The following is a 24,343-nucleotide window of genomic DNA, read 5'->3' on the forward strand; positions in this document are numbered from 1 at the left end:
GCCGCCCTGCCCTGCGCCCACCGGCACTGCCAGTTTTTCTGAATTGCGTGTCTCAGGGCCATTCCGTGGCCTGATTTTGTGCTATGAGGCTGGAGAACACGAGAGACAGATGTTGCCTCCCTTTTGCGCCCTGCTTTCACTGAGCTTCCTCGCCCTGGCACTGGCTGCCTGCGAATCGACGTCCAACGTCGATCTCGAGAGCCGGAATTTCAACGTGCAGCAAACCTCCGTGCCGCCGGGCGAAGCGGTGGCCAGCACCGAGCAGATCACCAGCCTGGTGCGCCGCTCCGGCCCCACCTATGTGACGCTGATCGTGTCGCAGCCCGCCTCCGCCGACACCGTGTCGAAGGAAACCCGCAAGGGCACGCCGGTCACCTCCGGCTCGGGCTTCGTGGTCGATGGATCGGGCTATGTGATGACCGCCGCGCATGTGGCCAAGCGCGTGGGCAACACGGTTTCCGCCAAGGCGGCGAATGGCCGGGTCTATTCGGGCGACGTGATCGCGCTCAACCCTGGCAACGACATGGCGGTGATCCGGCTGCGCGGCTTCTCCGGCAAGGCGGTGACACCGGCCGACAACCAGTGCCTGGCCAAGGGCAACATCGTCTATTCCCTCGGGCGGCCCCACGCCCAGGGCGACACCGCGCGCCTCGGCGAGTTCGAATCCGCCAGCTTCGGCCAGGCGGTGAAATATGCCGGCGACGATTCCAAGTTCGGCTACCCGGATGCCATGGTGCTGCGGCTGTCGACGCAGAAGGGCGAGTCGGGCGGCCCGCTGTTCAATGCCAAGGGCGATCTCGTCGGCATGGTGGTGAGCACGCTCTATGACAATACCGGCCAGCCCCTGAACCTGGCCCATGCCGTGCCGTCGCGCACGCTCGCGGGCTTCCTGTGCAGCAATTCGCAGTGCTCGGCGCAGTGGCGCGCCATTGCCGCCGGAAATGGCGGCTGCCAGTCCTAGCGGCTGGCGAGGATCGGCCCGAGGTGCCGCTCATAAGGCTTCCAGCGCGCCACCGACGACGTGTTGATCCCTGACCTCACCTGCAACCGGCTGAAGGTGGTCACCGCCCCCGCATTGCGTTCGGGGTGGAGGCAGGCTTCTTCCATCGGCAGGCCGAGATAATCCAAGAGTCCGGCAATGGCAGCCTCCGGCTCCGACACCAGACGCTCATAGGGAAGATCGAGGACGCGGCCCGGCAGGGCCTCATGCCAATGCGCCATCAGGCGGCGGTACTGGGCGTGGTAGGCGGCATAGTCGGCAGGGTCATAGCTATAGGAATGCGCCGCGTTCATTTCCGTCTGCAGTGCCGAGATGAAGGTATCCGCCGGGTGGCGGGTGCAGTTCACGAAGCGGGCGTGCGGAAAGAGGATCGCCGCCTCGCCGATGAACCGGAAGTTCAGCGGCATCTTGTCGACGGCCAGTTCCTTGCCCGGCACGACATGGCGCATGCTGCCCTGATAGAGCGCTGCAAGCTTCGCAATCCCCTGCTCGCCGAGGGCAGCAAGTGCAGCATCTAATTCCGCCAGGGGCCGGCCACCGCCAAGCTTCGCCGCGACATAGGTCATGGTCTCGAGCTCGCCCGCATTGCCGGCCTTGCTGTGGGCCGAAATGATTTGCGCGGCGAGCGTGGTGCCGGAACGCGGCAGGCCAACGACAAAGATCGGGCGGCAATCGCTGCGGCCATGGCGTGCGGCGAGTTCGGCCAGCTTCCCGCGCCCGAAGGCTGCGATGCGGGCATCGACCTCCTGGCGGAAGGCGGCGGTTACGGAAGGCGCGCGCAGCAGCTTCTTGCCTTCGGTGAAACGCGCGAAGGCCTCGTCGAAACGCCGGCTCTGCTGCAGCATCACGCCCTGGCGCACCATCAGGTCGCTGCGATCGACGGGTGACACGCCGGGCCTTGCGAGTTCCTGGGTGATGCGGGCAAACATCTCCGAGTCCGCATCATGCTTGCCGATGGACGAGAGCAGGCAGAGATAGCGCGCATGGAAGGGTGTCACGCCGATGAACCGCGCGATGTGCTCGCGCGCCTCGTCGATGCGGCCGAGCGAGAGAAGGCAATCCAGCACCTCGAGACGGATCGGGTGCTTCATGCCCTCCGGGGCGCGTTCCAGCGCCTTGGAGAAGGCGGCGAGGGCCTGCTCCATGTGGCCGATGCGCGCCAGGAAGGAGCCGTTGCGCCAGACTGCCTCGACATTGGACGGAGCCGCCCGGCGCGCCGCGCCATATTGCACGGCCGCCTCCTCCACCCGGCCCATGCTGAGCAGGCAGAGGCCGTAGTTGAGGAGATAGCTGACGTTCCTGCCATCGAGCGTGACGGCGCGCGCGAAATGCGGCTCCGCCTGCTCGAAGCGACCCTGCGACTGGATGGTGATGCCCAGCATGAACTGCGCCTGCGGCGACAGCGGGTTCTCCACCACCAGGCGGCGCGCCAGTGCCTCCGCCTCGCGCGGCTGGCCGCGGCGCAGCAACTCGTCCGCCTGCTGGAGCGCCGCCTTGATGCGCTCCGCGCGGCCTGCCGTCATGGCGTCAGGACCGTGGTGCCCGTCGTCTTGCGGCTTTCGAGATCACGGTGCGCCTGCACCACGTCAGCCAGTGCATAGCGCTGGTTCACCGGGATCTTCACCTTGCCGCTGGCCACGATGTCGACGAGGTCGCGCGCGGTGTCCTGCAGGTCGGCATCGGAGGCGGTATAGGCCATCAGCGTCGGGCGGGTGGCGTAGAGCGAGCCCTTGGCGGAGAGGAGGAGCATGTCCAGCGGCGGCACGGGGCCCGAGGCATTGCCGAAGCTGACGAACATGCCGCGCGGGCTGAGGCAGTCGAGCGACACCATCAGCGTGTCCTTGCCGACGCCGTCATAGACGACGGGCACGCCCTTGCCGTTCGTCAGCTCGCGCAGGCGCTTCACGGTGTCTTCGGTCGAATAGTTGATGACGTGGTCACAGCCATGGGCGCGCGCGATCTCCGCCTTCGCGTCGGAGCCCACGGTGCCGATGACGGTTGCGCCCAGCGCCTTGGCCCACTGGCTCATGATGAGGCCCACGCCACCTGCCGCGGCATGGAGCAGGATGGTGTCGCCCGGCTTCACCACGTAAGTGGCACGCAGCAGGTAGCGCGCCGTCATGCCCTTCAGCATCATGCCGGCGGCCGTTTCGTCCGAGATCGCATCGGGCAGCTTCACCAGCCGGTTGGCGGGAAGGTTGCGCATGTCCGCATAGGCGCCGATGGGGCCCGTGCCATAAGCGATGCGGTCACCCGGCTTCAGGCTCGTAACACCTTCGCCCAGTTCTTCCACCACGCCCGCCGCCTCGAGGCCAAGGCCCGAGGGAAGCGGCACCGGATAGAGGCCGGTGCGATGGTAGGTGTCGATGTAGTTGAGGCCGATCGCCGTCTGGCGCACCCGCACCTGGCCGGCGCCCGGCTTGCCGACCTCGGCGTCGACCAGCTTCATCACCTCGGGTCCGCCGGTTGTCTCGATCCGGATTGCTTTCATGCTTGCACCTCCTGGCGGTCGACGGCATGTTCCGGCGCATCCGCATTTTCGAGCCCTTGGTGCCCCATCATGACCTATGCCGTCAATCCTGCCGTCAACCGCGTCGAGGCGCCGCCGATCATGGAGGCGCAGACCTGGGTGCGGCCCGGATTGCGCAACAGGAAACTGCTCAATCTCTGCCAGGCGGTGCCGAGCTGGTCCTGCGCCGAAGAGCTCGACGCGGAAGTGGCGCGCCTGGCCCATGAACCGGGCATCAGCCTCTATACCGACATCTACGGCATCCCGGAGCTGCGCGCCGCGATCGCGGATCATTTCAGCGCGGACTACCAGGGCAAGGTTGTGGCGGAGAATGTCTGCGTCACCGCCGGCTGCAACCAGGCTTTCGCGGCGGCGCTCATGGCGATTGCCAAGGCGGGCGACAACGTCATCCTGCCGGTGCCCTATTTCTTCAATCACACCATGTGGCTCGGCATGCTGGGCGTGGAGGCGCGCTTGATCTCCGGCCTCGGCCAGCCGGACCCCGCCGAGGCGGCGAAGCTCATCGACGACCGGACCCGCGCCATCGTGCTGTGCTCGCCCAACAACCCGACGGGCGCCATCTACTCACCTGACACCATCAAGGCACTGTTCGAGCTGGCGCGCGCCCGCGGCATCGCGCTGGTCATCGACGAGACCTACAAGGACTTCCGCGACGGCGATGCGCCCGCCCACCCGGTCTTCGCAATCGAGGGCTGGGAGGATGCATTCATCCACCTCTACAGCTTCTCAAAGGCCTTCGCGATGACGGGCTATCGGGTCGGGGCCATCACGGCATCGGCCCCCGTGCTGGCGGAGATCGAGAAGATCATGGATTGCCTCGCCATCTGCACCACGCACATCTCGCAGCGCGCGGCACTCTTCGCGCTGCGCGAACTCGCAGGCTGGAAGCGCGGCAAGATCGCAATGATGCACGGCCGCCTTGCAGCCCTGCGCCAGGCCTTCGGGCGCGAGGGACTGCGGTATCAACTCGTCAGCTCCGGCGCGCTCTTCGCCTATGTGCGGCACCCCTTTGCCGGGGAGAATGCAAAGCAGGTGGCCATGCGGCTGGCGGGCGAGCATGACCTGCTCTGCCTGCCCGGCTCGATGTTCGGCCCGGGACAGGAGCAATACCTGCGCATCGCCTTCGCCAATGCCGAGGCGAGCGACATGGAGACGCTAGTGGACCGGCTGATCGAGAGCCAGGGACGCTGACGGTTCAGGCGGCCCGTCAGATCTCCGCCATGTCGGCGAGTTCGTCCGGCCGGGCGATCACATAGAAGCTGCCCTCGCGGGCCAAGATGCCGTCACGCAGCAGGTCGTTGATGGCGCGGCTGGCATTCTCGCGGGCAACACCCGCCATGCCGGCAATGTCGTTCTGGGTGATCTTGTTGGGCAGCAGGATCATGCCGTTGCCCCTGCCCTCGCCCAGGCCCTGGGCCAGCGAGGCAAAGGCGCGCGCCACGCGGCCAGCCACCGTGACCGTGCCCTGCGCCACCATGGAATCGTTTGTCTGGCGCAGACGGCGCGTCAGGATCTTGAGGGCCTCGCGGTAGACCTGCGGGTTGGCATCGGCCAGGCGGAAGAACGACCCCTTGGACATGTGCCACAGGCTGCAGGGTTTCAGGGCTGAAATGGTGGCGGAGCGCGGCTGGTCGTCGAACAGCGACAGTTCACCGATGAGCGAGCCGGGGCCGAGCACGGCGAGCAGGCGTTCCTGCCCGTCCTTGGCCACCACGGCGGCCTTCACCACGCCATCGCGCAGGAAATAGCAGCCGTCACCCGCATCGCCCGCATGGAACAGCACCTCGCGGGCCTTCAGCCTCACGTCATTGGCGGCCGACAGCAGCGACCTGCGCACGCCCCAGGGCATGACCGGCGGCGCGGCGCGCGGCCTCGCCCTGCCATTCGGTGCTCGAGAGGAAGTGCGCAACATCGGACCGGCCCCCTGTGACGGCCGCGAGGCTAGCACAGCGGCGGGCGGCTGAGAATGCCGTGCGCTCAGTCGTGGTAGGAGGAAGAGACGTAGGTGTAGGGCGGCTGCCAGTAGGTGAAGGCCACGGCCGCGGCATCGCCCGGCAGGGTGTTGCGCACGTCCGGCGCCTCGCCGAGCAGCTCGTTGAGGTTCAGGCCCACGGCCACATAGGGGTTGCGCGAGGGTTCGACGCCGGCCTTGCGGGTCTCGTCGGTGTAGCCCTCGGTGTAGTAGCCGGCCTGCAGCTCGACGAAGCGCAGCGGGGTCTGTTCCAGCTTCTCGAAGCCCGCGAGCTTGAGGGCCAGCACATAGCGCTGGCCGTCATAGTCGGTGAAGGGGTCCCAGTCGTGGTAGTCGGAGGCACCCCAGTATTCGAGGCGGAAGTCCACCTTCTCGGCAAGGCCCGGCACGGTGTTGCGCAGGAAGGAGAAGCCGGCGCCCACGCCATCGGCGATCAGGTCCTCGTAGGAGAAGCCATGCTCGCCGGCGAAGCCGTCGAAGAACTCGATATAGGTCTGGAAACCCATGCCCAGCAACGCGCCGGTGATGGCGGCGTTGGTCGGGTCGTCAACCGTGTGGGCGATGCGCTGGGTGAAATATTGCGACACCACGTAACCCGTATAGGCATGGCCGAGCTTGTCGATGCCGCCGTACTTAGTGTCCTCGCCGAACCAGCCCTCGCTCTGGAAGTTGTAGCCGGAGCTGCCCCAGTCCCAGTTCTTGATGCCGAAGACGGTGATGCCGCCATAGAGCGCCAGCAGGTCCCACTTGATCGACTTGGTCTGGTCCCAGAACACATCGAAGCTGTAGTCGCCGTATTGCGACACGTCGATGTGCTGGAGGTTATACTGGACGCCGTTGATGAAATTGGCGACCGGCGAATTGGTCGGTTCCGGGCGCACCGGATCGGCCATGGCCGAAGCGGGCAGGATGTCGATGCGGTCCTGCTTTCCGAGCGCCACGATCTCATCGCTCGACAGGATGGCGTCGTTGCTCAGCGGCACGAAGGGCTGCAGGGCGGCGAGGTCCATGGCGGCAGCACTGCTGGTGACGATTTCTCCCGCCTCCGCAGCGCCACACAGCGCCACGGACAGCATGCAACCCACCGCAACTGCCCCGGACCTCTTCATGTGCCCACAGTTACTAGAAACTCAATGCGCGTCCAAGACTCTTTCGCCTCAGGAGCCCCTATCGTGAACAAATGGTTGCAGCGGTGCCTGCGGGAAGCCCCCACGGTAGCGGCATGCCAGCGCTCCCCGCTCCGCACCCGATGCCAAACATTGCTGCAAATTCAAACCCTTGGCATGAGCATCGAGGAAGCCGGCAATGAATGCGTCGCCAGCACCCGTGGTATCCGACACCGGCGTGGGGAGGGCCGCCATTCTCCGTATTTCCACGCCGTCATTGGCCAGGCTGCCGGCCGCGCCGAGGGTGACGACGGCCACTGCTGCGCCCGCGGCCAACAGGCGCCACGACTCGGCCTCCCCCGCGCCGGGTGAAGCCGAACTGAAAGCGACGTCCAGTCCCGAGGGGTCGAGGTCCTCCGCGGCATTGTTCACCGACAGGTCCTGCGACAGGACCGCAGCGGAGTGGCGCAACGCCCGGCGCAGGGCGACAGCACCCCTGATCCAGCCAAGGTGGACATAGGCCATGGTGGCGAGACGGGCGATGTCCGCGCCATCCGCACGGTAATGGACGGCGGCGCCAAAGCTCTCGAACACGAAGCGCCGGTCGCCATCCGGCAGGGTCTCGATGTCGGTGCGGGCCGTGGCGTGAGCTCCGACGCGGCGCAGTCCGGCCACGTCCACTGCGTTGCGGCGCAAGGCGGCCTCGACAGCGCGGCCTGCCGCGTCCTCGCCCACGGCGCCGAAATAGGCGACGCGGCGGCCGAGGCGGGCCAGCTGCACGGCGACGTTCACCGCATTGCCGCCCACCAGGCAATCACCGACCGGCGGCAGAAACTGGTCAATGCAATTGTCGCCCACGGCGGCGAAGGCAGGTTCCGGCACGGCGTGTCTCCTTCAGACCACGAGACTGCCGGGAAACGGCGCGGGGCTCAAGTTTGGGACAACGTTGCTGCCATAGCGTTCGCAGCACTTGAAGCCAGGAGCCCTCCATGCCTGCCGAGCCACCGCGCGCGGTGCCGTCCGCCAGCCACCCCGCGCTCGACCAGCGGCGGCGCTCCGAGCGCCGCGCCTGCAGCCTTGCGGTGAGCCTGCGGGGCGGCAGTGGCACCTATCTGGCACGGCTCACCGACCTCTCGGCCGACGGCATCGGCATGCGCATCGACACGCTGGCCCCGCTCAAGCCCGGCACCAGCCTGACCCTGACGCACCCGGAGCTGGGCGAAGTGCCCTGCCTGCTGCGGTGGTCCATGCACCCACGCTACGGCGCTGAATTCCAGGCCACCACCCGCGTCCTGGCGCGCATCCGCGCCTACTACGACAGCCTGCCGCCCGGACCGGGCGAGATCATCTGACACCGCAACCCTCAACCCAGCACAGACAGCGGACCCGCGCATGAAAAAAAGCCTCTTCACCATCCAGCGCCTGATGATCGCCTTTGGCCTCGTCATCACCGGCATGCTGGCCTTCCTCGGCCTGCAGACGCACGGCGCCATCAGCGACAACCGCATCGGCAGCCCCAGCTATGAGCGCATCGTCAACGGCAAGGACCTGATCGCCGACATCCTGCCGCCGCCGCTCTACCCCGCCGAGCCCTTCGCCTACATGCACATCATGGAAGACGAGCCGGAGCTGCTCGACAAGCTCAATGCCCGCCTGAACCAGATCGAGCAGGACTACCGGACACGCATTGCCTTCTGGAAGGAACACATGAAGGATTTCGACATCATGCCGGAGGAGGAATGGGCCGCCTTGGGGCGCGAGATCGAAAGCCGCAACGACCGCTTCTGGTCGGACCTGCGCAACCGCATCATTCCGGCCTTCCAGCGGCGTGACGCGGCGGCCATCGACTCCCTGTCGAAGGAAATGAGCCACGAATTCATCAGCTTCGGCATCTACATGCAGGAGCAGGCCAACAAGATCGCCGCGACCGTGGGAAAGATCGAGGCCGAGAACAAGCTTGAATCCGACCGCGACATGAACATGACCACCGCCTTCAACATCGGCATCGTGTTCATCATCATGCTGATGCTCCTCGGCGCGCACCAGTTCGTGATACGGGCCCTCACCTCGATCTCGGCCACCATGGCAAGGCTCGCCGGCGGTCACCTCGAGGAAGAGGTGCCCTATGCCAGCCGTGGCGACGAGGTCGGCGAAATGGCCCGCGCGCTAACCGTGTTCAAGGACCAGGCAGTGCAGAACCGCAGGAACGACGAGAACTCCCAGCAGATCATCACCGTGCTCGGCCACGGGCTCGAGAGCCTGGCCAAGGGCAACCTGACGCACCGCATCGACAGCCCGTTCCCCGACGCGCTGGACAAGCTCCGCCAGTACTTCAACTCCGCCGCCGACAGCCTGGCCGACACCATCAACACGGTGAAGCGCGGATCCTATGGCATCAAGTCCGGCACCGAGGAGATCGCCCAGGCCTCCGACAACCTCTCGCGCCGCACCGAGAACCAGGCAGCGAACCTCGAGGAGACAGCCGCCGCCGTGGCCGAGATCACCTCCACCGTGAAGAAGACCGCCGAGGGTGCCCAGCATGCCCGCAACATGGTGACCGCCGCCAAGGAGGATGCCGACCGCTCCGGCGTCGTCGTCAAGCGCGCCGTGGAAGCGATGCAGGGGATCGAGAAATCCTCGCAGGAGATCACCCAGATCATCGGCGTCATCGACGAGATCGCCTTCCAGACCAACCTGCTCGCGCTCAATGCCGGTGTGGAGGCCGCGCGCGCGGGCGATGCGGGCCGCGGCTTCGCGGTGGTCGCCTCGGAAGTCCGCGCCCTCGCCCAGCGCTCGGCGGAAGCCGCAAAGGAGATCAAGGGCATCCTCTCCACCTCGCGTGACCAGGTGCAGGAAGGCGTGCAGCTCGTCGCCGAGACGGGAAGTTCGCTGCGCCAGATCATCGACAGGGTGAACGAGATCAACGGCATCGTCACCGAAATCGCGCGGAGTGCGGAACAGCAGGCGACGGGCCTCCAGGAAGTGAACACCGCCGTCGACCAGATGGACCAGGTGACCCAGCAGAACGCCGCCATGGTCGAGGAGGCCACCGCCGCCACCCGCACGCTGACGCAGCAGTCCACCGAGCTTGCGCAGATCGTCGCCCGCTTCACAACCGCGGCAGGCGCCATCATCGCCCATGCCGAGGAGGCCTCGCGCGAGGCACACCGCCCGGCGCCGCGCGCCCCCGCCGTGCGCAAGAAGGTGGCCGCCGCAGGCGCGGCGAAGGCCGAGCCCGCCGACGGGGGCTGGGAGGAGTTCTGATCTTTTGCAGGCGACAAGCGGCCATGACCTCGGTTACACATCATCTCGTCATACAAGATGGAGAACGGGGTCATGGCGGCGAAGCAACCGGTGGCGATCGGCATGGTGGGATGCGGCTTCTATGCCCAGAACCACCTCAATGCCTGGGCCGACCTGAGGCCGGAGGGCGCGCTGCTCTCTGCCGTCTGCGACCGTGATGCAGCGCGCGCCGAAGCCGCGGGACGGCGCTTCGGCGTTCCGCATTTCACCGACATGGGCCAGATGCTCGACACGGTGAAGATCGACCTCCTCGACATCGCCACCCGCATGGACACGCATCAGGCACTCGCCGCGATTGCCGCCGAGCGCGGCGTCGCCGCCGTGGTGCAGAAGCCCTTCGCGCCCACCTGGGAGGAGTGCGTGGCGATTGTCGAAAAGGCGAAGTCGCACGGCGCCTGGCTCGCGGTGCACGAGAACTTCCGTTTCGCCTCCGCCATGCGCGCGGTGAAGAAGATCCTCGACCAGGGAACCATCGGCACACCGACCTGGGCGAGGCTCTCCTGGCGCACCGGCTTCGACGTCTATCGCGGCCAGCCCTATCTGGCAGAGGAGGAGAAGCTCGTCATCCAGGACGTCGGCATCCACATCCTCGACCTCGCGCGCTATTTCCTCGGCGAGGTGGCGCATGTCTCGGCCGAGACGCAGAAGCGCAACCCGAAGATCCGCGCCGAGGACACGGCGACGATCCTGATGCGCCACGAGTCCGGCGCCGTCTCCATCGTCGAGGCGACTTATGCCGCGAAGCGCCGCGACGATGCCTTCCCCGAGACCATGCTGGAGATCGAGGGCGACGGCGGTTCCGTCATCCTCACCAAGGGCGAGAAGGTGATCGTGACGACGCAGGGCCTGTCCTTCGAGGACCAGGTGGGCGGGCCCCTGCTGCACTGGACGAGCCGGCCCTGGCATGTCTCGCAGGAGGCGGTGCTGCACACCAACCGCCACATGTTCGAGCGCTTCCGCGACGGGCTCGCCGCGGATACCTCCGGCGAGGACAATCTCAAGACCTATGCGCTGGTGGAGGCGGCCTACGAAGCGGCGCGGACGCACAAGGCCGTGAAGCCCATGCAGTGGGTGCCGAAGGAGTGAGATACCATGGGTCTTCTCCCGCTTCCCGAGCGGGAGAGGACGAGATCATGACGCCCGCCTCTGCGGCGCCTTTCCACGCTTGCTCGCTTCGCCCGTCTTCAGGCTCCTGCGCAGCGCGTCGAGCAGGTCGACGACCTTGCCCTGCGGTTCTGCCGGAGAGGGCTTCGCCACGATGCGCTTGCCCTTGGCCTTCTCGGCGATCAGCGCGCGCATGGCATCGGCGTAGCTGTCATGGAACTTCGCCGGCTCGAAGGGGGCGGCCTTCTTCGCAATCAGTTCGCGCGCCAGCGCCACCATCTCCTTGTCGAGCTTGAGGGACGGCAGGTCGCTGAAATAGGGACTGGGCGAGCGTATTTCGCCGGCATAGCGCAGCACTTCCATGACCAGGCCCTTCTCCACCGGCCCCACCGCCACGATGTGCTCCCGGCCGGACATGGTGATCTGGCCGAGGCCCAGCTTCCTCATCCCCGCCAGCGCCTCGCGGATGACGAGATAGCCCTCCGCCGCCTGCTCATCGGCCGGCACCACGTAGTAGGGCTTCTCGAAATAGCGCGGGTCGATCTCGGCGGCGTCGATGAACTGGGTGAGGTCGAGGGTGCGCTTCGACTCGACCTTCAGGGCCTCGATCTCATCGGGTTCGAGCGTCACATAGACGTCCTTGTCGACCTCGAAGCCCTTCACGATGTCGGCGGTCTCGACCGGGCCCACGCCCTGCACCGTCTTGGTATAGTTGATCCGCCTGCCGGTTGGCTTGTGGATCTGGTTGAGGGAAATTGCCGCGGCGGTCTCCACCGCCGTGAAGATCTCGACCGGGATCGAGACCAGCGACAGGCGCAGGAATCCCTTCCAATACGCACGACCGGGCCGCGGCATTCTACGCTCCTGATACAAACAGACTGGACTCGCGCTGCGCGAGTCCTCCCGCGCAGCCGCGAATCAGAACGGGAGTCGCGGAGAGTCAGTTCCGGCCTGCGACTCACATCGCAAGGCGTGCATGTATCCACGCGCGCAATCGCAAGTGGGTTGTCGCTTGATATAAGTTGACTGCCCACATCAAGTTTGTTTCGTGCGGTTGAAACGCCGTGCTACACAATCGCGTGAACAGCTTCAGGGCAGTCCGAACATCCCCATGCGCCGGGTCCTCACCACAGCTTGCGTGATCTTCGCAGTGGCCACCGGCGTGGTGGGCGCCTATATCATCTCGCAGGACCGCGCCGACACGCTGCGGGTGGTGGGCGAGCGAACGCGTTCCATGGCCCGCATGATCATCGCCCATGGCGATGCTGCAACCGATTCCGCGCTGCAGATCATCAACACCGTCTACCCGCTGGTCGACCGCTGGGACCTCACCGACCCGGACACCGGGCGGACGATCTACGCCCGTTTCCACGAAATGGTGGAGGGCAACAATGTCATCGCCTCCGCCTGGGTGGTGGACGAGGCGGGCAAGAACATCGCCGACAGCTGGGGCTATCCGCCGAGACCCGTGAGCGGCGCGGAGCGGCCCTATTTCACGGCGCACAAGGCGGGGGCCGAGGACCCTCTCGTTGCCGGGGACGGCCAACCGGGCTCGGTCACCGGCAAGGAGCGCTTCACGGTCAGCCGCGCGGTTCGGCGGCCCGACGGCTCGCTCAAGGCCATCATCGTGGTCGGCGTCTATGGCAGCGTCTTCGATACGCTCTACAAGGAGGCGGTGACCTGGCCCGGCGCGCGGGCTGGCCTCTACACCACCAACGGCGGCGTGCTGGCCCGCATCCGCAATGCCAGGCTCGCCTCGCCCGCCTTCGCGCAGGAGATGCGCGCCCGCGCCCTGGCCAGCCCCAGCGGCACGGCGCTGGTGCGCCAGGACGACGAGCCGCGCATCGTCTCGTGGAGCCGTTCGGCCAGCCACCCCACGGTCTTCGCCACCAGCTCGCAGCCGGTGACCGACGCGCTGGAGCAGTGGAAGGCGCGGGCCTGGACCACCGCCCTCACCGCCCTCGCCGTCAATGCGGTGTTCTGGGGGCTGGCGCTGTTCATCCTGCGCTGGTCGGTGGCCAAGCAGGAGGCGGCGGCCAACGCGCTGGCGGTGCGCGAGGTCAACCACCGCGTCAAGAATTCGCTGCAGCTGATCTCGAGCCTGATGCACATCCGCGCCCGCAAGTCGGACGACCCGGCCTTCCAGGCGGCCGCGAAGGACCTGACCAGCCAGCTCACAGCACTGGTGGAGACCTACCGCTTCGTGCAGAGCGCGGACTCCCTCGAGGCGGTCGATGCCGCGGTGACGCTGCAGGGCCTGTGCCGCCACCTCGAGGACAGCTACGGCATTCCCATCACCGTCGCGGCCACGCCGCCGCTCGCCATCCATGCCAACCACGGCACCGCCTTCGCGGTGATCGTCAACGAGCTCGTCACCAACGCGCTCAAGCACGGCGGCGGGCCTGTGAAGGTCACGCTCTCGGATGACGGCGACAGCCTCCGCCTTGCCGTGGCCTCGGACCGCGGCCGGCTGCCGGAGGGCTTCAGCGTCGATGAGCAGAAGGGCTTCGGCCTCAAGGCGGTGCGCACCATGCTGCAGCCGCTGGGCGGGCGGATGACGGCGGAAAACCTCGCCGACGGTGGCGCCTGCTTCACCGTGACGATCCCGGCGGCGGCACTGCGCCGCGGCTGAGGCAGATCACTCCGCGGCGGCGCCATCCCGGGTGCTGACCTTGGTCACATAGCCGCGGAAGCCGAGGCCCTTGATCTTGCCCGACATGTCCACCGGCAGCCACAGCTTGCGGCCATTCTCGAGGTCGGCCACCGGTGCGAAGTCGACGTCATAGCTGTCGCCCGGGACACCCTTGTCCTTGGCGCGGCCCGCGATCGGCGTCCAGCGTACCGAGCAATGCTGCACATCGCCCTTCCAGGCGGAATCGCCTGTGGCCATGCCCATTCCCTTGTCGGTCAGGGCAAGCTCATAGACCTCGCGGCCGTCGAACACCTCATGGGTTGAGGGGCACGGGCTCTCGCCCACCGTGCCCATGCGCAGCACGGCGGTGACCGGGTCGATGACGCCGCCCGCCAGTGCGGCATCGAGCTTGGCCTTGCGCTCGGCGCTCTTGATCGGCGGATCATAGGTGACGGTGCCGCCGTCCCAGGTGAGCGTCGTCACCTTGCGCATGTCGGACTGGTCGCGGGTGACGCGGTAGCTCACCGGCTCCGGCTGGCCCCCGGCAATGCGCGTCCGGGCCTCGGCGGTGGCGCCGAATTCGGAGAAGGCGCGGCTCATGCCGGCGGCCTTGATGCGCGCTTTTGCGTGCGCTTCCTCGTCAGTCACGTCGAGGCTGAGCTTCACCACCGTCACCGTCAGCGGGCCGACATCGACGTTGTAGCTCACCGACAGGCTGGCGGCGGCGGCAGCCCGGGCCGCCAGAAGGGCGAACCCGAGGGCAAGAAAGCTGGTGGTCGCCTTGCGCATGGTGGGTGTGGTCCTGACTAGTGGCGTGCGAAGGCCCCTCTTCCCCCGGCTCTATGGCGAGAGTGTGATTGCGGGAAGGAGGCCGCTTGTTCCCTTTTTGAAGGGACGTTAGGCTTCCTGCAAGCGCCACACAGGACCAGCACAGAATGGACAATGCCCCGCCAGCCCCGCATGACTACAGCCTGACCGGCCCGTCGAGCCGCTACGCGCTGGAGCATGGGCTGGCCAATGCCGAATGGTACCGCGCCCCCATTCCGCGCGCCAGGATGAAGGAGCTGATGAAGCGCTCCGACGGGCCGGCGATCCGCGACACGATCATCTGGATCGCGGCCTTCCTGGTGACGGGCGGGCTCGCCTTCCACTTCTGGCCGACCGCCTGGTCGATCCCCTTCTTCCTCGCCTATGGCGTGCTCTATGGCTCCTCCTCGGACTCGCGCTGGCACGAGTGCGGGCATGGCACGGCCTTCAGGACGGCGTGGATGAATGACGTCGTCTACAACATCGCCTGCTTCATGATCATGCGCGAGCCCACTGTCTGGCGCTGGAGCCATGCCCGCCACCACACCGACACCATCATCGTCGGCCGCGACCCCGAAGTGGCGGTGATGCGCCCCACCGTGGTGCTCCGCGTGATCCTGATGTTCCTCGGCGTGCCGCAGGTGTGGGGCGCCATCAAGAGCATGGTACGCCATGCCATGGGCCGCCTTTCCCCCGACGAGGCCGATTACATTCCCGAGATGGAGCGCGCCAAGGTCTATCGCACGGCGCGCATCTGGCTTGCCATCCACCTCGCCATCATCGCTGTCTCGATTTACGCAGGCACGATTCTGCCGATGCTGTTCGTGGGGCCGCTGCCTACCATGTATGGCGCGTGGCTGCACATCGTCACCGGCCTCACCCAGCATGCGGGCCTGCCGGAAAACGTGCTGGACCACCGGCTCAACTGCCGCACCGTCTACATGAACCCGGTGATGCGCTTCCTCTACTGGAACATGAACTACCATATCGAGCACCACATGTTCCCCATGGTGCCCTATCACCGCCTGCCCGAACTGCATGAGGCGATGAAGCCCTACTGCCCGCCGCCCTACCCCTCGACCTTTGCCGCCTATGCCGAGATCATCCCGGCCATCATCCGGCAGATCAGGGAGCCCGGCTGGTCCATCGCGCGGCCGATCCCGCGTGAATACCCTGCGCAGGCCGTGCCGGCCGAGTGAACGGAGAGACAGCAGTCATGCCCAACTGGATTGCCGCCTGCAGCCTCGGCGAGATCGCGCCGGAGGACGTGATGCGCTTCGACCATGGCGGCCGGAGCTTCGCCATCTACCGCTCGCCGGATGATGAATACTACGCCACCGACGGCCTGTGCACGCATGAGCGCGTCCACCTCGCCGACGGGCTGGTGATGGACCACGTCATCGAATGCCCGAAACACAATGGCCGTTTCGACTATCGCACGGGCGAGGCGAAGGGCGCCCCGGCCTGCGTCAACCTCAAGGTCCATGCCGTGAAGATAGAGGCCGGCAAGGTGATGATCGACGTCGGCTGAGCCGCGGCGGGCGACGTTAACGATATTCCGCGCGGCGGCATCCGCGGGCTGCATTGCCTTTGCAGCGACTCGTGAAGCGGCGTAGGCTCCCCGCCTCGCGCCGAACGCAACCCCCGGAGGCCGCCATGTGCCAGACCTGCATCGATGACCGCCGCCGCCAGTTCATGCTGCGCTCCGCAGCCGGGCTTGCCGCCGGGGCGCTGGCCATGGCCGGCCTCGACCGGCCGGCGCGGGCAGCTGGCGTTCCCCCCACCTCGCTGACGCCGGACGAGGCCCTGGCCAAGCTCAAGGAGGGCAATGCGCGCTTTGTGCAGTCGCCGGAGCTTTGCGCGCTGGACCTGACCAAGCGCCGCGAGGAGGTTGCCAAGGGCCAGGCGCCATGGGCCACGATCCTCGCCTGCGCTGACAGCCGCGTGCCGCCGGAGCTGATCTTCGGCGGCCTGAACCTGGGTGAACTCTTCGTCTGCCGCAATGCCGGCAACACGGCGGATACCGACGTTCTCGGCACCATCGAATATGGCGGCGAACACCTCGGCTCGCCCCTCATCGTGGTCATCGGCCATTCCAGCTGCGGCGCGGTAAAGGCCGCCTGCGAAGTGGCGCAGACGGGGGCACAACTGCCCGGCCACATCGGCCTGATGGTCGATGCCATCCTGCCCGCCGCCAAGGCGATGATGGGCAAGGAGGGCGACTTCGTGGCCAACACCGTGCGCGAGAATGCCCGCCGCGTGGCCGGGAAGATCGGCTCGGAAAGCGAGATCGTCCAGCACCTGGTGCATCAGGGAAAAGTGAAGATCGTCCACGCCGTCTATGACCTGGACAGTGGCAAGGTAGAGTTTCCGGCCTGACGGCCAACCATGGCGCGCATTCGAGGGGCCGCTACCTCTGCGCGCAGACCATGCCGCAATGCGCAGCCATTGCCCTGCCCGCCGTCACATCCGGGCGGAAACCGGGGGTAGTTTCCCACACCAGCCTATATTCAGGGTTTTTTAACCTTCTCGAATCAGCCGTTAGCGGGCAGTGACTTAAAGGTTAACGGTGACGAATCCCGTCCGTTACGGGAACTAGGATCGCGTAGGGTATGGTCTCATCGGCGGCTCACCGCAGAAGATGGGCCGGAATGCATTTCCGGCCGGTGCGACCACTACTTCTGTGCCTCGCCTCGCTCGGCCTTGCAAGCTGCAACCCGCCCTCCTCCATGCTCGATGCCACCGGCCAGGTGGACCTGACCGCCAAGAACCCGCGCAAGGTGGCCCGCCCCGACGGGCAGGCGAAGGTGAAGAACCAGGCCGGCCGCTATGAGATCATCCCCGGCATGAGTGCCGCCGACTTCGCCGATGGCGGCGGGGGCGATCCGCCGGCCGGCGTCGGCCAGCTCGACGATGGCAAGTTCACCGTCAACGTCGACCAGGCGAGCCTTGGCGAATCCGCCAAGCTCATCCTCGGCGAGACGCTGGGCTTCAACTACACCATCGACCCGCGTGTGCAGGGAACTGTTACCCTGGTCAGCAATCGATCTCTCACGGGGCGTGAGCTGCTGAGCGCCTATGAAGCCGCGCTGCGGCTTGCCGGCGCCGCGCTGATCCAGTCCGAGGGCAACTACAAGGTCGTGGCGCTGCAGGAGGTGCTGGACGGCGAGATGGGCACGCCAGACCTCGGCAAGGGCGTGTCGCCCGGCTATGGCGTCAACGCCATTCCGCTGCGCTATGTGAGCCCGGCCAGCGTGATGGAGCTGCTCGACGGCTTCATGGCGCGCTCGGGCACGGTGCGCGCAACGAAGGTCGGCAACATGATCCTCATCCGCGGCCCTTCGGCGGAGCGCCGCCAGCTGGTGGACGTGGTGATGTCCTTCGACGTCGACTGGATGCGCAACCAGACCTCCGGCCTTGCACGGCTCGAAAATGCCCGCGCCGAGGACGTGGCCGGCAAGGTGGAGCAGGTCTTCGCCGATGATGGCGCCGCGGCGGGGCCTAATGCGCTGAAGGTCATTCCCGTTCCCAGCATCAACAGCCTCATCGTCATCGCCCGCACCCGGGCGAAGGTGAACACGGCGATGAACTGGATCCGCCGCCTCGACCAGGAGAGCGTCGATTCACCCAACTACTATGTCTATGCCGTGCAGAACGGCAATGCGGTGGATCTGGCGCGCATCCTCAACGCCACCTTCGGTTCCGGCGGTGGCGGGGCCGGCACCACCGGCGACGTGGCGCCCGACAACCAGTCGATGGACGTTTCGATCGCCAACGACACCTCCGGCCAGGAACCGCCACAGCCCGACCCGCAGGGCTCCGCCGAACAGCTGGGCAAGACCGACCTGCAGACCGGCAGCACGGATGGCTCGTCGTCGGGCTCATCCGCCTCGACGGGCAGCGGCGGCGGCCTGGGCGGCGGCACCGGCGGCGCTGGTGGCGACGGCTCGTCCTCGATCCGCATCACGCCGAACCCGACCAACAATACAATCGTCATCAGCGCCACGCCGAAGGACTACCGCAAGATCCTCGCCACCCTGCGCCAGATGGATGCGCCCTCGACCCAGGTGCTGATCAACACCATGATCGCCGAGGTCTCGCTCAACAACCAGCTGCGCTACGGCGTGCAGGCCTATTTCGAGACCAACAACTTCGCCTTCGCACTGGCTGGCGCCAAGCCCGCCACCAATGGCCCGATCATCAGCCCGCAGTTCCCGGGCATGAACTTCCTGTGGGGTGGCATCTCGAACCCCAAGGTGGTGGTCGATGCGCTGTCCGGCATCACCAACGTGCGCATCGTCTCCTCGCCGTCGATCCTGGTGCTGGAGAACGAGACGGCCACCATCAAGGTTGGCGACCAGATTCCCATCCAGTCGCAGACGGCCGTCACCGACGGCGGCAATTTCGTCAACTCCTATGAATACCGCGACACCGGCGTCATCCTGAAGGTGAAGCCGCGGGTGAGCGCCAATGGCGTCGTCACCATCGAGCTCGGGCAGGAACTCTCCGCCGTGCAGCGCGACAGTTCCGGCGTCGGCGACAATCCGAAATTCACCCAGCGCTCCGTCACCTCAAAGGTCTCGGTCAACGACCAGCAGACGGTGCTGCTCGGCGGCCTGATCTCCGGCATCGAGGAGCGCGCCCGCAACACCGTGCCCGGCGCTGACCGCGTTCCCATCCTTGGCAACCTCATCGGCACCACAGACAACAACGGCCAGCGCACCGAGCTCATCGTCTTCATCACCCCGAAGATCATCCGCAACGGCGAGGAAGTGGCCCGCGAGTCGCAGGACCTGCGCAACAAGATGCGCAACCTCAGCTTCGACTGAGGTGACCGCCTGAATGCGAAATGGCCGGGCTTGCGCCCGGCCATTGCCGTTTCAGGCCATGCGCTCCGGCTCACGGCACGGGCGACGGCACCACCTGGATCTTGGCCATCATGCCCGCATCCTCATGCTCGAGGATGTGGCAGTGATAGACGAACTCTCCCGTCTCGGCGAAGGGGATGTCGACCACTGCGGGGGTGTTGATGCAGGTGCCGTCATGCCACTGCGCGATGGTGCAATAGCCATTCTGGTTGTCGGAGATCTCCTGTGCCCAGCTCTGGTCCTTGGCATGGGCGATCTGCAGGGTTGCCTCGTCCTCCATCACGCCGGGCCCCGTCTCGGGGTGCAGGATGGGAGCGAATGGCGACTTCGAGCCCGGCGCCAGCGTCGGGTCGACGGCGCGGAACTTGGTCTGGTGGATGTGGAAGTTATGGTTCTCGGTGGCGAGATTGACCAGTTCCCACGCCTCGCGCACCGGCATCTGCCCCGCGGCCAGCGGCAGGCAGATGAAAGGATTCATCGGGTCGAAGGCCGAGACCGGATGCTCGGAGCCGAGCACCACCTTGCCGTCCTGGTCCAGCTCTTCATAGCCGAGGCCGAAGATGTTGGGGTTGGTCACGTCGACGAGGCCGAAGAAGATGCGGCGGCGGTGGCCGGGGGGCAGCGCGGCGCAGCCCGGCGGCAGGTTGGCGGCCTGGGCATAGGGCACCTTGGCGGCGAAGATGCCCTGCGGGGCGTTGGCCTTCAGCGCCTCGCCCTCGAGCTTCAGCGCCACCAGGGCGGAATTGGTGTAGGTGCCGTGGAAGGTCACCGCCGCCAGGTTCACCGCCGGCCAGGGGTCGCCCACGCCGGCCTCGCCGGTGGTGATGCCCACCGAACGCAGCGTGGCCGAGGCGCCGCGCGGCGGCTTGACGATATTGCCGCTGGCGTCACGGTAGGTGACCCAGACCTCGGCCCGCGAGCCCGGCAGCATGCTCATGCTCTTGATGCACATCGGCTCGGGGAAATCGGCCGGCCAGGTGCCCGGGCAGGTCACCACGTCGAAGCGCGAGCCGCCGAGCTTCTGCTTGTCGGCGAGCGAGGTGCCGGGCGGCAGGTAGGCGCTGATGCCATCGACCGAGATCAGCTGCATCAGCATCGGATAATTGCCGGTGTTGCTGTTGAGCTCCAGCCGGTAGGTGGCGCTGGCGCTGGCATTGGTGATGCTCCACAGCTCGCCCTTGGGCTTGTTGACGGCGATCGTGGGGTAGACGACGCCGCTCACCGGGAAGTACCAGGCGCCGTTGGTGTAGTCGTTGTCGCCATCGACATTGGTGCCCGGGCAGCTGCCGAGGCGCGTCTCCGCCGGGCTCGCCGGATACTGGGTGCAGAACTGCGGGTCCTGCTGGTCGTCCAGCACCTCGCCATTGCTGACGGGGAAGGGATAGGCATTTATGCCCTGCTGGAAATTGACCGTGCCGGCGGCCAGAACCTGCATGTCCTTGAGGATGAGGTGGCGCTGCTGCTGCTTCGGGAAGGCCTTCTTGCCGTCACTCAGGTAGGTGCCGTGCCTGCCGATGCTGATGATGCCCGACAGGCCGCTCGACAGGCTGTCGGAGGTGATGCCGTGCACATGCGGGTGGAACCAGTCGGCGCCCGAGGGTTCGTTGGGCGGAATGTCGATGACATAGTCGAGCACCCCGGAGGTGACGACGGCGCCGTGGTCCATCATCTGCTCCTGCGGCATGCCGTTGGCGGGGTTGTAGAGCGTGACGTAGATGTCGTCGCCCCAGGTCGGATTGTTGACGGTGGCGCCACGCGCTTGCACCACCAGGCCGTGGGTGTGCAGGTTGGTGGGGCTGAGCGGCAGGTTCACGCCGGCCTCGTCCACCACCGGGGTTTCTTCATCGCTGTTCCAGTAATGCATGACCTTGTTGGGGTCCTGCTTCGGCAGCCGGTTGACGAGGCGGATCTTCAGCTTGTCGCCCGGCTGCAGGGCAAGGCGCACACCGCCGAACTCCGAGATGGTGGACTTGTTGAGCGGGCAACGGTCATTGATGGCCTGCGAGCGATAGCAGATCTCGTAGACCCAGCCCGTGGGATTGATGGCCGTGGCCTGGCCGGGCGGCTTGAAGGCGATCGCCGCCACGGGCTTGGCGCGCGCTATCATGAGAATGTCGAGAACGCCCTTCTTGCTGCTGAAGACCGGGGGTTCGACGAACTTGGCCGCGCCGGCGCTGCCGCCCATGCCGGCCACGAGCAGCGCCGCCATCAGCGCCGTGCGAGTGAGCTTCGATGTCACCTGACTCTCCTTGATCCGCGATCGGAGGCAGCCAGCCTGGCCCCTGCCAGACTCACCCGCTCGACCGTTGCCGCCACCGTTACTGCCCTTCGCACAGCACGGGAAGACCGCGAATCCACGCAGGCGGCGGCATCACGCCCTCATGCGGGCGGCCTGCACGCGAGGCGCGAGAAAGCCCTCCGCTCCCGCCCCCGTCTCCGGCCAGCCTCCCCCGAGCGGCCGGTAGCGGGCCAAACCGGCTGCCGCAGCGCACACTCACGTAAGGATTGACTTTCTTTACCCAAGGCTGCTTTGATCCCGCCCGCGGTGGCCGAACGTTTCGGTTACCCCCTACTATGAAAGCGAGAACATATTTTGGCTACAGGCAAGGTTAAGTGGTTCAACGAGACCAAGGGTTACGGCTTCATCGCGCCGGATGACGGCTCGAAGGACGTGTTCGTTCACATCAGCGCCGTGGAGCGCGCCGGTCTGCGTTCGCTCAAGGAAAACCAGGCGGTTTCCTTCGAGCTGGTGACCGACCGCCGCTCGGGCAAGCAGTCCGCCGACCAGCTGCGCGCTCTCTGAGCCGCGGTTGATGGCCAAGAAGGCGAAGAAGAAGGTTGCGGCGAAAGCGGCAACCCGCAGCAAGAAGACGAAGAAGGCCATTGCCGTGAAATCGGTGAAGGCCCGAAAGCCTGCTGCGAAGAAAGCGCCCCGCAAGGCGGCCCGCCGCAGCGCGGCCGAGGTCGCCAAGCTGCGCAAGGCGGTCATTGCCGGTCTCAAGTCCGGCAAGTCTGCCGAGACCGTGGCGAAGCAGCTGGGCATTTCCCGCCCCTACCTCTACCGTCTCAAGAGCAACGGCTGAGCCCTCGCGGGCCAGCCCCAGAATTACGACCATTGCCACGCGCCCCGGAAACGGGGCGCGTTGCCGTTTGGCGACACGCTTGCAGGGGCGATGCCCCTGCTCGCGCCCGACGCCTGCCCAAAATTACATCATGCATGAAATCTGCTTGATCGCCGTCAAATCTCAACCTGACGTAACGTTGAATTGATCGGTATCAAATCGGAAACTACCTACGTAGCCTACGAGACTGTCAGGCGCGATTTACAAATCGAGTCGCCCTTACAGGACAGAACACCATGTTCACCCGGACTTGCCTCCTCCTCGCCTCCGCCCTGATGCTCGCCACGCTTGCTTCCGGGCCTGCCGGGGCAGGCTTCGTCACCGGCCGCGACCTTCTCGCCAGCTGCAGCCCGCAACCCGTTGACCCGGTCTACCGGCTCAAGGTGGCGGAGTGCCGGGGCTATGTCATCGCCGTGGCAGATTCTTCCGAATGCGATCGCCGCAACGTTGAATTCAAGTGGAACAGCGCCATGAATTCCTCCCAGCGCGACTTGGTCGAAACGGTGGTCAAGTGGCTTCACGCCCACCCCGCCATGCTGCCGTTCCAGGCGGATGGGCTGGTTGCGGCCGCACTCTCCGAAGCCTACCCGTGCAACGACGTCACGGCATCGGGCAACGGCGCACCCTGACGCCGTGCAGGGTAGGAACCCCTGCCCGGTTGCGGTACTTACTTACACTTGTAAACAGCCTGACGTGACGTCCGTTTGATTTTGATCAAGTCCGCTGCGACGTGCCTTCAATAGGAAATTCCAAGTTGTGGCCCTCCCGGCCGCACTGACATCCAGGAGCCTGAGGCAAAATGCCGAGACTGCTTACCACTGCGGGCGCCGTGCTCGCCGCCGCCATGCTGGTGGCCGCGCCCGCCAAGGCCGGCTACCTCACGGGTGCCGAACTCACCTCGCTCTGCCGCGCCAATGTCGGCGGCCACGGCCATGTCGTCGAGGCGGCGGAATGCCTTGGCTACATCGTCGGCGTCGCCGACACCTTCGACTGCGTCGAACCGCTTCACGGCTTCCACTGGGACAGCAAGCGCAACATCAGCCAACCCCAGCTGGTGTCGACTGTCGTCAACTGGATCGAGGCGCATCCGTCGGCCGAGGCCTATGAATCGGACGGTCTCGTCGGCGCAGCACTTGCCGAAGCCTATCCCTGCACGCCCCAGCAGTAACGCCTCCGGTCTCACACCGGCCGCGCATAACCGAAGATCTCGATCTCCTCGGCATAGGTCCTGCGGATGAGCGCGTCCGTCGCGTCATCCAGTACTTCCGCCAGCGGCAGACCGCCCTCTCCCGCCACCTTGTGCGGCAGCGTGACCGCACCGAGCGACAGCCGGGCGGAGACGGTGGCGAAATCCTCGACCAGGGTTTCGAACCGGCCGATGAAGTCAAGGTCCAGTGTTCCTGCACGATCGCGCAGCCAGTGCAGCTGCGGCCGCAGCCAGCCACGTCCGGCATGGCGGGCCATGTAAGCCGCAAAGGACAGGCCGGGCATCTCCTGCCCCTCGTGGTGCCGGCCATCCCGCATGGCGTTGCGGTACCATGAATAGGCCCTCGTCCACGGATTGCGCACGATGGAAAAGCGGTAATAGCGGCGGTACTGCTCCGGCGTGACGGTGAGGCTGTTGCAGGGATTGGGTGTCGCCACCGGCCGCAGCACGCGCTTCACCTGCCGCAGGCTTTCCATCATGCCGCGCCGCGACAGGCTGCGCGACAGGCGCCAGGGCTCCAGCTCCGCCAGCGTCCGGTGATCCTGCGCGCCCCAGCCGGTATAGACGTCATGATGCCCCAGCACCCACTCGATGCTGGTGCCGCCGCATTTCGGGATGTGGATGAAGATGCAGTGGTGCTTGTGGCTGATCACCGGGCCTGAACCTTCGGCAGGGACAGGACTTCCATGCCC

General features: G+C 66.3%; 23 protein-coding genes. 14 read left to right on the top strand and 9 right to left on the bottom strand.

All coding sequences use genetic code 11. From position 1 onward, the window contains the following. Positions 1–109: 109 nt before the first annotated feature. Entirely contained in the window at positions 110–961 is an 852-nt protein-coding gene (locus tag DK847_RS13775) for a S1 family peptidase (protein ID WP_161957278.1), read from the top strand. Here DK847_RS13775 and DK847_RS13780 read toward each other — a convergent pair. Then, the gene (locus DK847_RS13780) at positions 958–2,523 is read right to left on the bottom strand and encodes a tetratricopeptide repeat-containing sulfotransferase family protein (protein WP_111199100.1); all 1,566 of its coding nucleotides are present in this window, start codon (positions 2,521–2,523) and stop codon (positions 958–960) included. The genes DK847_RS13775 and DK847_RS13780 overlap by 4 nt on opposite strands. Continuing rightward, on the bottom strand, positions 2,520–3,491 hold the full coding sequence (locus tag DK847_RS13785) for a quinone oxidoreductase family protein (RefSeq protein ID WP_111199101.1): 972 nt from the start codon (positions 3,489–3,491) through the stop codon (positions 2,520–2,522). Before DK847_RS13785 ends, DK847_RS13780 begins: the two co-directional genes overlap by 4 nt. Positions 3,492–3,560: 69 nt before the next feature. Here DK847_RS13785 and DK847_RS13790 point away from each other — a divergent pair, with 69 nt between their 5' ends. Next, positions 3,561–4,721, top strand: a complete 1,161-nt coding sequence (locus DK847_RS13790) for an aminotransferase (RefSeq protein ID WP_111199102.1) — start codon at positions 3,561–3,563, stop codon at positions 4,719–4,721. Between the two features lie 16 nt (positions 4,722–4,737). On the opposite strand, the gene DK847_RS13795 is transcribed toward DK847_RS13790, so the two are convergent. The 3 genes from DK847_RS13795 to DK847_RS13805 form a co-directional block, all read right to left on the bottom strand. Beyond that, a complete protein-coding gene (locus DK847_RS13795; RefSeq protein WP_111199103.1) occupies positions 4,738–5,442 on the bottom strand; it encodes a Crp/Fnr family transcriptional regulator in 705 nt (234 codons plus the stop codon). Between the two features lie 65 nt (positions 5,443–5,507). Further along, positions 5,508–6,578 carry a DUF2279 domain-containing protein gene (locus DK847_RS13800; protein WP_161957279.1) on the bottom strand — a complete coding sequence of 357 codons (1,071 nt, stop codon included), beginning with the start codon at positions 6,576–6,578 and terminating at the stop codon, positions 5,508–5,510. A gap of 81 nt (positions 6,579–6,659) precedes the next feature. Beyond that, positions 6,660–7,490, bottom strand: coding sequence for a PfkB family carbohydrate kinase (locus DK847_RS13805; protein ID WP_111199105.1), 831 nt, complete (start codon positions 7,488–7,490; stop codon positions 6,660–6,662). Positions 7,491–7,597: 107 nt separating this feature from the next. On the opposite strand from DK847_RS13805, the gene DK847_RS13810 reads away from it, so the two are divergent. From DK847_RS13810 to DK847_RS13820, 3 genes are all read left to right on the top strand, one after another. Continuing rightward, positions 7,598–7,960: a PilZ domain-containing protein gene (locus tag DK847_RS13810; RefSeq protein ID WP_111199106.1), complete on the top strand. Its 363-nt coding sequence runs from the start codon at positions 7,598–7,600 to the stop codon at positions 7,958–7,960. 40 nt (positions 7,961–8,000) lie between these two features. Beyond that, positions 8,001–9,872: a methyl-accepting chemotaxis protein gene (locus DK847_RS20930; protein WP_146256130.1), complete on the top strand. Its 1,872-nt coding sequence runs from the start codon at positions 8,001–8,003 to the stop codon at positions 9,870–9,872. A 72-nt stretch (positions 9,873–9,944) separates the two neighbouring features. After that, the gene (locus tag DK847_RS13820; RefSeq protein WP_111199272.1) at positions 9,945–10,997 is read left to right on the top strand and encodes a Gfo/Idh/MocA family protein; all 1,053 of its coding nucleotides are present in this window, start codon (positions 9,945–9,947) and stop codon (positions 10,995–10,997) included. 45 nt (positions 10,998–11,042) lie between these two features. Here the strand turns inward: DK847_RS13820 and ku are convergent, their stop codons facing one another. After that, positions 11,043–11,870, bottom strand: a complete 828-nt coding sequence (gene ku / locus DK847_RS13825) for a non-homologous end joining protein Ku (protein WP_111199107.1) — start codon at positions 11,868–11,870, stop codon at positions 11,043–11,045. Positions 11,871–12,126: 256 nt separating this feature from the next. On the opposite strand from ku, the gene DK847_RS13830 reads away from it, so the two are divergent. Beyond that, on the top strand, positions 12,127–13,647 hold the full coding sequence (locus DK847_RS13830; protein ID WP_111199108.1) for a sensor histidine kinase: 1,521 nt from the start codon (positions 12,127–12,129) through the stop codon (positions 13,645–13,647). Between the two features lie 6 nt (positions 13,648–13,653). Here the strand turns inward: DK847_RS13830 and DK847_RS13835 are convergent, their stop codons facing one another. Further along, positions 13,654–14,436, bottom strand: a complete 783-nt coding sequence (locus tag DK847_RS13835) for a DUF3108 domain-containing protein (RefSeq protein ID WP_111199109.1) — start codon at positions 14,434–14,436, stop codon at positions 13,654–13,656. Between the two features lie 146 nt (positions 14,437–14,582). On the opposite strand from DK847_RS13835, the gene DK847_RS13840 reads away from it, so the two are divergent. The 4 genes from DK847_RS13840 (at position 14,583) to gspD (ending at position 19,283) form a co-directional block, all read left to right on the top strand. Further along, on the top strand, positions 14,583–15,653 hold the full coding sequence (locus DK847_RS13840; protein ID WP_111199110.1) for a fatty acid desaturase family protein: 1,071 nt from the start codon (positions 14,583–14,585) through the stop codon (positions 15,651–15,653). A gap of 17 nt (positions 15,654–15,670) precedes the next feature. Continuing rightward, positions 15,671–15,985 (top strand): MocE family 2Fe-2S type ferredoxin, encoded by a 315-nt coding sequence (locus tag DK847_RS13845; protein ID WP_111199111.1) that lies wholly within the window; start codon positions 15,671–15,673, stop codon positions 15,983–15,985. 257 nt (positions 15,986–16,242) lie between these two features. After that, positions 16,243–16,833, top strand: a complete 591-nt coding sequence (locus DK847_RS13850; RefSeq protein WP_425358694.1) for a carbonic anhydrase — start codon at positions 16,243–16,245, stop codon at positions 16,831–16,833. A 272-nt stretch (positions 16,834–17,105) separates the two neighbouring features. Beyond that, positions 17,106–19,283 (top strand): type II secretion system secretin GspD, encoded by a 2,178-nt coding sequence (gene gspD / locus DK847_RS13855; protein WP_161957280.1) that lies wholly within the window; start codon positions 17,106–17,108, stop codon positions 19,281–19,283. Between the two features lie 70 nt (positions 19,284–19,353). On the opposite strand, the gene DK847_RS13860 is transcribed toward gspD, so the two are convergent. Further along, positions 19,354–21,561 (bottom strand): multicopper oxidase domain-containing protein, encoded by a 2,208-nt coding sequence (locus DK847_RS13860; RefSeq protein WP_245414616.1) that lies wholly within the window; start codon positions 21,559–21,561, stop codon positions 19,354–19,356. A gap of 354 nt (positions 21,562–21,915) precedes the next feature. On the opposite strand from DK847_RS13860, the gene DK847_RS13865 reads away from it, so the two are divergent. The 4 genes from DK847_RS13865 to DK847_RS13880 all read left to right on the top strand — a co-directional run bounded on the left by DK847_RS13865 (position 21,916) and on the right by DK847_RS13880 (position 23,612). Next, the gene (locus DK847_RS13865) at positions 21,916–22,125 is read left to right on the top strand and encodes a cold-shock protein (protein ID WP_111199114.1); all 210 of its coding nucleotides are present in this window, start codon (positions 21,916–21,918) and stop codon (positions 22,123–22,125) included. A gap of 10 nt (positions 22,126–22,135) precedes the next feature. Beyond that, complete coding sequence (locus DK847_RS13870) at positions 22,136–22,405, top strand: hypothetical protein (protein WP_111199115.1); 270 nt, start codon at positions 22,136–22,138, stop codon at positions 22,403–22,405. Positions 22,406–22,680: 275 nt separating this feature from the next. Further along, entirely contained in the window at positions 22,681–23,073 is a 393-nt protein-coding gene (locus DK847_RS13875; RefSeq protein ID WP_111199116.1) for a Rap1a/Tai family immunity protein, read from the top strand. Between the two features lie 170 nt (positions 23,074–23,243). Further along, entirely contained in the window at positions 23,244–23,612 is a 369-nt protein-coding gene (locus DK847_RS13880; protein WP_146256131.1) for a Rap1a/Tai family immunity protein, read from the top strand. Positions 23,613–23,623: 11 nt separating this feature from the next. Here DK847_RS13880 and DK847_RS13885 read toward each other — a convergent pair whose 3' ends face one another. Continuing rightward, entirely contained in the window at positions 23,624–24,304 is a 681-nt protein-coding gene (locus tag DK847_RS13885) for a sulfotransferase family 2 domain-containing protein (RefSeq protein WP_161957281.1), read from the bottom strand. Positions 24,305–24,343 lie beyond the last annotated feature (39 nt).

The organism is Aestuariivirga litoralis (assembly GCF_003234965.1).
Taxonomy (GTDB): Bacteria; Pseudomonadota; Alphaproteobacteria; order Rhizobiales; family Aestuariivirgaceae; genus Aestuariivirga; species Aestuariivirga litoralis.